This is a genomic window from Carboxydocella sp. ULO1 (genome assembly GCF_002049255.1).
GTDB lineage: Bacteria > Bacillota.
The window spans coordinates 137567-145257 of record NZ_BDLQ01000081.1; the positions used below are offsets into that span (position 1 = coordinate 137567).

Consider the following 7691-nt stretch of genomic DNA (forward strand, 5'->3'; position numbering starts at 1 on the left):
CGAGGGGTATACTAAAGACAAGAGGAGGAACACGAAAGGAGTTGAGGTAAGATGATGATGGGACGCTGGTTTGGCGGTTGGGGATATGATCCCTTTATTGATGGAGGAGGTTGGTGGATGATGGGAATTGGCATGCTGTTCAATATCCTGTTCTGGGGAGCTTTGATTTACCTGGCGATCAGATTCTTGAACAAAAGTAGTGTTAACGGTTTTGACGGTAATCAGAGCGAAAACCCGGAAGAAATACTGCGTAAGCGCTATGCCCGGAGTGAAATCACCCGGGAAGAATACCAGCAAATGCTGGCAGACCTGAAAAAATAAAAGGAGGATGATGGACATGAAAAAGAAATGGTTAGCTCTGGTAGCGGCAGTACTTCTGGTGGCCTTTGCGGTTCCGGCCTTTGCGGCCATCACTGACGCTCAGAAGAAGGAAATCCTGGACTTGCAAAAACAAATTGTCGAGTTACGCAAGAAGATGGTTGACAAGTATGTGGAAGCGGGGCAACTAACCCCTGAACAAGGGAAGCTGATGAAAGAGCGTATGGACCAGATGGAAAAATACCGGGAACAAAACGGAATCCTACCCGGGCCTGGTATGATGCAAGGTGGCGGCTGTGGGGGATTTGGTTTTGGTGCTAATGGCGGTTTCGGCGGGCCCATGATGCGGGGCGGCTGGGGCGCTCAAGCTCAGGGATTGTAAGTGAAAGGGGCTGAGATAGCCCCTTTTCTTATTGCTGGTCAGATTTGCCGACCTTATACCCGCGTTGCCAGTATCTCGATTCTATAGGCAGTAATAATATCTTTATTATATGGATCGATAGCTATAACCTTTTTAGTTTCAGTAGCCAACTATACCTGTAATTTGCAGCCCCGCCATATCAAAAAACCAACTAGTATTTGCCAACAATTATCGCCAAATTATTCATTTTTCTGCCACAATTCGGCCTTAGTTTTGTCACAATCGAGGGGTATACTAAAGACAAGAGAAGGAACACGAAAGGAGTTGAGGTAAGATGATGATGGGACGCTGGTTTGGCGGCTGGGGATATGATCCCTTTATTAATGGAGGAGGTTGGTGGATGATGGGCATTGGCATGCTGTTCAATATCCTGTTCTGGGGAGTTTTGATTTACCTGGCGATCAGATTCTTGAACAAAGGCGGTTTTGGCAGTTTCGGCGGTAACCATGGTGAAACTCCGGAAGAAATTCTGCGCAAGCGCTATGCCCGGGGTGAAATTACCCGGGAGGAATACCAGCAAATGCTGGAAGATTTAAAAAAATAGGAGGAGGATGATGAAGATGAAAAAGAAATGGTTAGCTCTGGTAGCGGCAGTACTTCTGGTGGCTTTTGCGGTTCCGGCTTTTGCGGCCATCACTGACGCTCAGAAGAAGGAAATCCTGGATCTGCAAAAACAAATCGTTGAGCTGCGCAAGAAGATGATCGACAAGTATGTGGAAGCCGGGCAACTAACTCCTGAACAGGGTAAACTGATGAAGGACCGCATGGACCAGATGGAAAAATACCGGGAACAAAACGGAATCCTGCCCGGGCCTGGCATGATGCAAGGTGGCGGCTGTGGGGGATTTGGTTTTGGTGCTAATGGCGGTTTCGGCGGGCCCATGATGCGGGGCGGCTGGGGCGTTCAAACTCAGGGATTGTAAGGAAAAGGGGGGTAGATAGCCCCCTTTTTTATTTTATTAAATCTTGCAAAGCGGTAAGGAATTTTTTTCTTCATTTAAAAGGTATTTATTTTTATCCTTTATTTTTTTTACATGTTCAAGACTGGTAAACTCAAAATCTACTTTAGCTAAACCATTTTTATACGAAATTAGATATGTTGTCTGATACTCATCATTAATTATTTTTTGCATTTCTTTTTCCACAAAGGGAGCACTAGCAGGCATACGATTTTGCAAAACTAAAATACTAGTATCTGTAAATTGAGGACAATAATATTATTCCTTTTCAGAGGTAAGCTTTTTCGGCGTGGATGTAGGTAAGCGGTAAAGATAAGTGCTGACTCCGAGAGCGGACATGACCAGGAGCATTTGCACTGGTAAGTTATTACGTAGCATCCATATTGAAAAGCCAATAGAGAGGTTGAGCATGAGCAGAGAAATAACTTTGGCCCGTAGACTAATTGTACGGGTTTCTTCCCATTGTCTTAAGGGTGGACCAAAAATATGATGGCTTAACAGCCACTGATGGGCTTTGGTTGAACTTCTGGCAAAACAGGCTGCAGCTAACAGCAAAAAGGGGGTAGTGGGTAAAACTGGCAAAAACATACCCAGTATCCCTAATACGACAAAAAGAAAACCTAAAATAACCAGAATACTGCGCATCCCTTTCCCCCTTTCATGAAAAATTTATTCGCCTCTATTATATCGTAGCTTTCACCTGCGAATCACTAGACATTTGCATTTTATCCCTGAAATGTAACAAAGCTTTTCTCAACTCACAAGTTCCCCGTCTGGAAAACACAATGGGAAGTTGGCGGCGTTTGGCCTGTTCCTTTATAACATCCATCAGTCCGTGGCTCACAAAATCGTAAAAAACGAGTACAATTTCCACATTGGCAGGGATACTTTTTTTCCTGGTTTTGGCTTTACGACCGCTCCAGTGAATTATTTCTTTACAACCATATTGTTTCAGTTCTTTTGGGATGTTACCAAGTTGATCGGCCCCAACCAGCAAGACTGTCAAAACAGCTCACCTCCATTTTACCCCCATATGTATAGAGAATGATTTTCATTTTCATTATATGCTTTCTTTTCAGCAATGTCAAGACAAAGTGTTCTCATAAAAGCCAAAAACTGCCGCCCAACGGACGGCAGTTTTTGGCTTTACTGCATTTGCAATTGCTGGGTAGCCTGGTTGATCTGATTTTGCACCCGGGCCAGTTCCTGTACAGTAGCAGCCTGAACCTGATACCAGCCCCGCTGGTTCATGGCCTGCCAGATTTGCTTCTGGTGATCCAGGGTCTTATTGAGGATATTCTGGCAGTCGGTGCGGAGAGCGTCATTGGCGCACTCCAGTACGCACATCAACATATGCTGGGCTGAGGCTTTGTGGTCAGAGAGCAATAGTTGCATTAAATCCTGGTCATTCAGTTTGGCGGGCATAGCTTTCACCTCCTATTGCAAATTGGTCTGAATGTGACGGGAGAGAGTGTTAATGAAATTCTGATGGTCGGCAATCATAGCCTGGCACATGCCTTTCAACTGGGGATCGGTGCAGTTTTCGGCGGCAAACTGCAAATGCTTGATACAGGCTGTTTCCATAGCGATGTGGTCATTGATCAGAGAAGCTTCTTTACCGGTTAAAGCCATCCTTGTTCCCTCCTTTCTCAGGCAATAGTTTGGCATATCTTACGGCCATTTATTAGCGTGAATTCTTGACAAATAGCAAGCAAAAGGATAAACTATTAGCCAGATATGGTAATGACAAGGAACGGGAAGAGTAGCCGGGACTGGCCTGCCAGGGAGAAGGGGTCGTGACTGGAAGCCCCTTTCAGGAAAAGCCGGTGAAAGACACCCGGGAGTTGGCGGTCGAACTTCAGCTTTAGCTGGATAGTAGGCTGGCCCGGTTGCCCACCGTTAACGGGCGAGAGGGGAACGGCTTTTTGGCTGTTCAACCAGGGTGGCACCGCGGGTAATGACCCGTCCCTGCGCAAGCAGGGACGGGTTTTTAGTTTTGGAGGGAATGGGAAAGGAGTGAAAGGATGCTAACCCAGAGACCAAAAGGAACCAATGATTTTTTGCCGCAGGAGACCTGGAAGTGGCAGTATGTAGAGCAAATTTTGCGGGAAGTTTGCCGTCAGTATGGCTATGGTGAATTGCGTACCCCTATTTTCGAGCATACCGAGCTCTTTCAGCGCGGGGTAGGGGAAACCACCGATATCGTGGAAAAGGAAATGTATACTTTTTTGGATAAAGGCGGTCGTTCTGTAACCTTACGGCCAGAAGGGACAGCGGCAGCAGCGCGGGCCTATCTGGAAAACCGGCTCCATGCCGGGCCCCAGCCGGTAAAGGTCTATTATATTGGTCCCATGTTCCGCTATGATAAGCCTCAGGCCGGGCGCTACCGCCAGTTCCATCAGTTTGGAGTTGAGGTTTTCGGTTCGGATGAGCCGGTGGTGGATGCGGAAGTAATCGCCATGGCCATGGAAATATACCGGCGCCTGGGTATCAAGGACCTGGAGCTAAACATCAACAGTGTAGGCTGTCCTGTCTGCAGGGCCCGGCACCGGGAAGCTCTGCAGGAGTTTTTGCGTCCGCAGCTGGCTTCCCTCTGCAAGGATTGCCAGAGCCGGTTTGAACGCAATCCCCTGCGGATTCTGGATTGTAAACAGGAAGGTTGTCAGGCAGCTACCCGGGGAGCGCCTACCATTACCCGACAACTTTGTCCTGATTGCAAAGACCACTTCGACCAGGTGCAAACCCTTCTGAAGGCCCTGGGTGTGCCTTTTACCGTCAATGAGCGACTGGTGCGGGGCCTGGACTATTATACCAAGACCGCTTTTGAAATTATGGTCAAGGATATCGGGGCCCAGAGTTCTATCTGCGGCGGTGGCCGTTATAATGGCCTGGTGGGGGAACTGGGCGGTGAGGATGTGCCCGGCATCGGCTTTGCCCTGGGCCTGGAACGCACCATTTTGACTATGGAAAAACAGGGGGTAGCCTGGCCGGAGGAGGCCGGCACCCGGGTCTTTGTGGCAGTATTAGGCACGGAAGCCCGGGAACAGGCCCTGGTGTTGACCCAGCAGCTGCGCAGCCGCGGCCTGGCTGCCGAAACTGACCTGCTGGGGCGCAGCCTTAAGGCCCAGCTGAAACAGGCGGATCGGCTCAAGGTCAGTTATACCGTGATTGTAGGTGGAGATGAACTGCAGCGCGGCGAAGTGCAGCTTCGGAGCATGAGCGATAGCAGCCAGCAGGCTCTCAAGCTGGAACAGGTAGTGGATTATTTGACAGAAAAACTGAAATCGTAAGGAGGAAAAGGCAATGGAAGCATTACAGGGTTGGAAGCGGACCATGATGTGCGGCAGCTTGCGGGCAGCTGATGCCGGCAAAGAAATAATTCTCATGGGCTGGGTCCAGCGGCGGCGGGACCATGGCGGTCTGATTTTCGTGGACCTCAGGGACCGGGAGGGTATCACCCAGGTGGTATTTAGCCCGGAAGTTGATCAGGAGGCGTTTGCTAAAGCGGAAGCGATTCGCAATGAGTACGTCATTGCTGTCAAAGGGGAAGTGCGCTTGCGTCCAGAAGGCACTGTTAACTCCAACCTGGCTACCGGGGAAGTGGAAGTGTATGCCCGGGAAGTGAAGGTGCTGAACGGGGCCAAAACACCGCCCTTCTATATCCAGGACAATATCGATGTAGATGAAAACCTGCGCCTGCGCTATCGTTACCTGGACCTGCGGCGGCCGGAGATGCAGCGGGCCCTGGGTTTACGGCATCGGCTGGTCAAAACTATTCGGGACTATCTGGACGCCCGGGGCTTCTGGGAAATTGAAACTCCCATGCTGACCAAATCCACCCCGGAAGGGGCAAGGGATTACCTGGTGCCCAGTCGGGTCAACCCGGGCAAATTCTTTGCCCTGCCCCAGTCTCCCCAGATTTTCAAGCAAATACTCATGGTGGCTGGTATGGACAAATATTTCCAGATCGTGCGCTGTTTCCGGGATGAGGACCTGCGCAGTGACCGGCAGCCGGAATTTACCCAGCTGGACCTGGAGATGTCCTTTGTGGAACGGGAAGAGGTGCTGACCCTGATGGAAGAGATGATTGCGGAAGTGGTCAGGACTACCCTGGGCCGGGAAGTGCCTACTCCTTTCCCGCGGCTGACTTATGCCGAAGCCATGGCCCGCTATGGCTCGGACAAGCCCGATACTCGCTTTGGCATGGAACTGGTGGATTTGACCGATATCGCCGCTGGCTGTGAATTCAAGGTCTTTCGGGCTGCTGCCGATAACGGCGGAGTGGTCAAGGCTATCAATGCTAAAGGCTGTGCCCACTTCAGCCGCAAGGAGCTGGATGAGCTGACCCAGTATGTGGCTATCTATGGTGCCAAAGGCCTGGCCTATATCCAGATGACCCCGGAAGGCCCCAAATCTCCTATTGCCAAATTCTTCAAGGAGGAAGAGCTGCAGGCTATCCTGGAGCGGCTGGGGGCGGAAACAGGTGACCTCCTGCTCTTTGGGGCGGATACGCCCAGGATTGTGGCCGACTCCCTGGGCCACCTGCGGGTACATCTGGCGGAGAAACTGGGTCTGATTGACCCCGAGGCCATGAATTTCCTCTGGGTAGTGGACTTCCCCTTGCTGGAATGGGATGAGGAAGAAAAACGCTATGTCGCCATGCACCATCCCTTCACCTCTCCGATGGATGAAGACATTGAGCTGATGGATACTGATCCGGGCCGGGTGCGGGCCAAAGCTTATGATATGGTTCTGAACGGGGTGGAAATCGGTGGTGGCTCTATCCGGATTCACCGGCGGGATGTGCAGGAAAAGATGTTCCGCCTCCTGGGTTTAAGTCAGGAGGAGGCTGTAGAAAAATTTGGCTTTATGCTGGAGGCTTTTGAATATGGCACTCCGCCCCATGGTGGCATTGCTTTTGGTATCGACCGCCTGGTGATGCTGCTGGCAGGCCGGGATACCATCCGGGATGTCATCGCTTTCCCCAAAACCCAGAGTGCCAGCTGTCTGATGACCGGAGCGCCTTCGGAAGTAAGTGCTAAACAATTGAAGGAACTGCATATCAAGCTGGATGTTATACCCAGGAAGTAATGCTGTCTTGTCAAACCATCGGGTTTGTGTTAAGATAAAGGCAGATAAAACCCTGCGGTGTGCGTGAGGTCAGCGCGTGTTTAGAGCCAACACGTTCAGAAAAGGGAGCCCGGTCTCTGCTGGTGGAATGAATGCCCCCATAGTCAGGGGACTCAAGAAGCCCGCAGGAGGGCACCCACCTGCTGGGAGCAGGTTCTGAAACAGGCGGGCCCACGGCATCATGGGGTTGTCCGCTGTTAATTTATAAACAGGCAGTAGGCAAAAGGCCTACTGCTTTTTCTGTTTTTCATTGATGATAGTACGGGCCCCATTTAAAGCCAGCTTGAGAGCGCTGATCCAGACTTTAGCTTGTGCAGCCCAGTTGTTAAGCTGGCTGGGGTCTATCTTGATTTTTTTGGTCTTACCTGCCATTGCCCTCACCCTTTCAATTCTTCAGCGATCAAATTAATCACTTGTTGCCAGGCAGGAGGCATCTTGCTAAACTGGGGCTGCAGGGTGGTAAAAAGGGTCTTTACCAGCTGCAATCTTTCCGGAGTTGCGCTGGCAGCTCCCTGTCGGATTAGCTGTCTAACTTCTTCCAGCTCGGCAGCGCTGAGACTGCCGCCGGCATCAACTTTTTTGCCCCAGGTTAACAGTTTGTTTTTGGTTTCGGAATCCATATTGCCGCCGAATTGCTCCAGCAAAGAAACGATTACGCTGAAATTTAATTTGTTGGGGTTGGCCAGCAAATTCAGGGCCAGGGCCATAATTTCCTGGGGGGTAATTTTTTTACTCATCTTTTTTTGCCACCTCGCCTTTGATTTTTCATTTCTGTCCAGGCAGAAAGTACCGGTTCAGCTACTGCCAGTAACTCTTCGGCTATAACCAAAATGGACAAAAACTTATCCAGCCAGACCTGCCAC

The 7691-nt window shown here is 50.3% G+C and carries 13 protein-coding genes, 1 other RNA gene and 1 other annotated feature; of the genes, 7 read left to right on the top strand and 7 right to left on the bottom strand.

Going from position 1 to position 7691, the window contains the following annotated elements:
* Positions 1-51 precede the first annotated feature (51 nt).
* The 4 genes from ULO1_RS10835 to ULO1_RS10850 all read left to right on the top strand — a co-directional run bounded on the left by ULO1_RS10835 (position 52) and on the right by ULO1_RS10850 (position 1662).
* Positions 52-321, top strand: coding sequence for an SHOCT domain-containing protein (locus tag ULO1_RS10835; protein WP_078665471.1), 270 nt, complete (start codon positions 52-54; stop codon positions 319-321).
* Between the two features lie 16 nt (positions 322-337).
* Complete coding sequence (locus tag ULO1_RS10840; protein WP_079906741.1) at positions 338-700, top strand: YckD family protein; 363 nt, start codon at positions 338-340, stop codon at positions 698-700.
* Positions 701-1013: 313 nt separating this feature from the next.
* Complete coding sequence (locus tag ULO1_RS10845; RefSeq protein WP_242947944.1) at positions 1014-1283, top strand: SHOCT domain-containing protein; 270 nt, start codon at positions 1014-1016, stop codon at positions 1281-1283.
* Between the two features lie 16 nt (positions 1284-1299).
* Positions 1300-1662, top strand: a complete 363-nt coding sequence (locus tag ULO1_RS10850) for a YckD family protein (protein WP_078665469.1) — start codon at positions 1300-1302, stop codon at positions 1660-1662.
* A gap of 36 nt (positions 1663-1698) precedes the next feature.
* Here ULO1_RS10850 and ULO1_RS14595 read toward each other — a convergent pair whose 3' ends face one another.
* The 5 genes from ULO1_RS14595 to ULO1_RS10870 form a co-directional block, all read right to left on the bottom strand.
* A complete protein-coding gene (locus tag ULO1_RS14595) occupies positions 1699-1884 on the bottom strand; it encodes a hypothetical protein (protein ID WP_143311833.1) in 186 nt (61 codons plus the stop codon).
* Positions 1885-1956: 72 nt separating this feature from the next.
* On the bottom strand, positions 1957-2343 hold the full coding sequence (locus tag ULO1_RS10855) for a YbaN family protein (RefSeq protein ID WP_200806959.1): 387 nt from the start codon (positions 2341-2343) through the stop codon (positions 1957-1959).
* Positions 2344-2380: 37 nt separating this feature from the next.
* Positions 2381-2704, bottom strand: coding sequence for a DUF2325 domain-containing protein (locus ULO1_RS10860; protein WP_078665468.1), 324 nt, complete (start codon positions 2702-2704; stop codon positions 2381-2383).
* Between the two features lie 140 nt (positions 2705-2844).
* Positions 2845-3123 carry a spore coat protein gene (locus ULO1_RS10865; RefSeq protein WP_078665467.1) on the bottom strand — a complete coding sequence of 93 codons (279 nt, stop codon included), beginning with the start codon at positions 3121-3123 and terminating at the stop codon, positions 2845-2847.
* A gap of 12 nt (positions 3124-3135) precedes the next feature.
* A complete protein-coding gene (locus ULO1_RS10870; RefSeq protein WP_078665466.1) occupies positions 3136-3330 on the bottom strand; it encodes a hypothetical protein in 195 nt (64 codons plus the stop codon).
* 108 nt (positions 3331-3438) lie between these two features.
* Positions 3439-3671, top strand: a binding site (T-box leader).
* A 51-nt stretch (positions 3672-3722) separates the two neighbouring features.
* Here ULO1_RS10870 and hisS point away from each other — a divergent pair.
* From hisS to ssrS, 3 genes are all read left to right on the top strand, one after another.
* Positions 3723-4988: a histidine--tRNA ligase gene (hisS, locus tag ULO1_RS10875; protein WP_079933592.1), complete on the top strand. Its 1266-nt coding sequence runs from the start codon at positions 3723-3725 to the stop codon at positions 4986-4988.
* A gap of 13 nt (positions 4989-5001) precedes the next feature.
* Complete coding sequence (gene aspS, locus ULO1_RS10880; RefSeq protein WP_079933593.1) at positions 5002-6789, top strand: aspartate--tRNA ligase; 1788 nt, start codon at positions 5002-5004, stop codon at positions 6787-6789.
* A 46-nt stretch (positions 6790-6835) separates the two neighbouring features.
* Positions 6836-7020, top strand: a non-coding RNA gene (gene ssrS / locus ULO1_RS10885) — 6S RNA.
* 36 nt (positions 7021-7056) lie between these two features.
* Here the strand turns inward: ssrS and ULO1_RS14810 are convergent.
* Positions 7057-7200 (bottom strand): hypothetical protein, encoded by a 144-nt coding sequence (locus ULO1_RS14810; protein WP_159071793.1) that lies wholly within the window; start codon positions 7198-7200, stop codon positions 7057-7059.
* 5 nt (positions 7201-7205) lie between these two features.
* Positions 7206-7565, bottom strand: a complete 360-nt coding sequence (locus ULO1_RS10890; protein WP_079906744.1) for a hypothetical protein — start codon at positions 7563-7565, stop codon at positions 7206-7208.
* Positions 7566-7691: the final 126 nt, after the last annotated feature.

What these genes read in the sequence shown, in the direction of transcription:
- ULO1_RS10835 (WP_078665471.1), top strand. Translation starts at nt 52, where the DNA reads ATGATGATGGGACGCTGGTTTGGCGGTTGGGGATATGATCCCTTTATT.
- ULO1_RS10840 (WP_079906741.1), top strand. Translation starts at nt 338, where the DNA reads ATGAAAAAGAAATGGTTAGCTCTGGTAGCGGCAGTACTTCTGGTGGCC.
- ULO1_RS10845 (WP_242947944.1), top strand. Translation starts at nt 1,014, where the DNA reads ATGATGATGGGACGCTGGTTTGGCGGCTGGGGATATGATCCCTTTATT.
- ULO1_RS10850 (WP_078665469.1), top strand. Translation starts at nt 1,300, where the DNA reads ATGAAAAAGAAATGGTTAGCTCTGGTAGCGGCAGTACTTCTGGTGGCT.
- ULO1_RS10855 (WP_200806959.1), bottom strand. Translation starts at nt 2,343, where the DNA reads ATGCGCAGTATTCTGGTTATTTTAGGTTTTCTTTTTGTCGTATTAGGG.
- ULO1_RS10865 (WP_078665467.1), bottom strand. Translation starts at nt 3,123, where the DNA reads ATGCCCGCCAAACTGAATGACCAGGATTTAATGCAACTATTGCTCTCT.
- ULO1_RS10870 (WP_078665466.1), bottom strand. Translation starts at nt 3,330, where the DNA reads ATGGCTTTAACCGGTAAAGAAGCTTCTCTGATCAATGACCACATCGCT.
- hisS (WP_079933592.1), top strand. Translation starts at nt 3,723, where the DNA reads ATGCTAACCCAGAGACCAAAAGGAACCAATGATTTTTTGCCGCAGGAG.
- aspS (WP_079933593.1), top strand. Translation starts at nt 5,002, where the DNA reads ATGGAAGCATTACAGGGTTGGAAGCGGACCATGATGTGCGGCAGCTTG.
- ULO1_RS14810 (WP_159071793.1), bottom strand. Translation starts at nt 7,200, where the DNA reads ATGGCAGGTAAGACCAAAAAAATCAAGATAGACCCCAGCCAGCTTAAC.
- ULO1_RS10890 (WP_079906744.1), bottom strand. Translation starts at nt 7,565, where the DNA reads ATGAGTAAAAAAATTACCCCCCAGGAAATTATGGCCCTGGCCCTGAAT.